General features: G+C 73.2%; 1 protein-coding gene. It reads right to left on the bottom strand.

Features of this window, described 5'->3' with window-relative positions; genetic code table 11:
- Positions 1 to 161 precede the first annotated feature (161 nt).
- Positions 162 to 1,188, bottom strand: a 1,027-nt coding sequence (locus AB0B91_RS66300; RefSeq protein WP_358343312.1) for a branched-chain amino acid ABC transporter permease, incomplete at its 5' end; no start/stop codon positions are given.

The raw sequence follows: 1,188 nt of genomic DNA, 5'->3' as shown, positions 1-1,188 counted from the left end.
CGACGGCGCACGGCGGGCGCGCGCCGAACACGATCGACGGTCCCCTCGACAGCCCACCGCCCTGCGAGCCGTCGATCCCCGTCCACACGGAAGCCCCGCCGATGACTAGCAGCCGCCAGGCGGTGGCGACGTCGTCATCAGCGGGGCCGGGCCCGCGACCGTCAGGGGCGGCGGGACGGGGTGCGCAGGGAGTGCCGCAGCAGTGCCAGGCGCGGGGCGAGGCTGGCCAGGCCGCCGGGGAAGAAGTAGACGGCCAGGATGAAGACCGTGCCGAGCACGAAGAGCGGCTGCGACAGCGGGTTGCTCAGGAACGCCGGCAGGGCCTCCACCGCGTCGGACGTGCCGAACGCGACCAGCCGGTGGTCCAGGTACATGTAGAGGATGCCGCCGATCACCGGACCCCACCGGGTGCCCGGCCCGCCGAGCACCACCATGACCAGCAGGGCCAGGGTCCACTCGGAGGAGGTGATGTGCGGCGAGGCACCGCCGACGATCAGGACGTAGACCACGCCGCCGGCCGCCGCGAGCCCACCCGCCAGGGTGAACGCCACCAGCTTGAACCGGTACGGGTCGAGCCCGAGCACCCCGATCCGCCGCTCGTCGTCGCGCAGGCCGGCGAGCACCCGCCCGGTCGGCGAGCCCGACACCCGGTGCACCACGAAGACCACCACGACCAGGTACGCCAGCGCCAGCCAGTAGAGGTTGACGGTGTTGGTGACCCCGACCAGCCCCTGCGGCAGCCCGGAAACGTCCAGCGGCAGCCCCTCCTCGCCGCCGGTGAGCCCGCCGAAGTCGCGGGCCACCAGGATCGCCCCGACCTGGGCGAAGGCGAGCGTCACCATGGCGAACGCGATGCCGACCGTACGCAGCGCCACCGCCCCGAGCAGCGCGGCGAGGATCGTGCCGCCGGTGATCGCGAGCAGCCCCGCCTGCCACAGCGGCAGTCCCGCCTTGGTGACGAGGATGTCGGTGCCGTACACGCCGGCGGCGAAGTAGAGGGCGTGCCCGAAGGAGAGCATCCCGGTCCGCCCGAACAGCAGGTCGTAGCCGGCCGCCAGGCCGCCGAAGACCAGACAGACGGCGAGCAGTTGCAGGGTGCCCGGCGAGTTCAGCGCCCCCTCGAAGACGCCCGGCAGGTGCAGGGTGGAGTACGGCAGGATCAGCGCCACCACCAGCGCGACCAGCGGC

This window comes from Nonomuraea sp. NPDC049141 (assembly GCF_040648415.1).
Classification (GTDB): Bacteria; Actinomycetota; Actinomycetes; order Streptosporangiales; family Streptosporangiaceae; genus Nonomuraea.
This window is presented reverse-complemented; position numbering and strand designations above follow the sequence as displayed.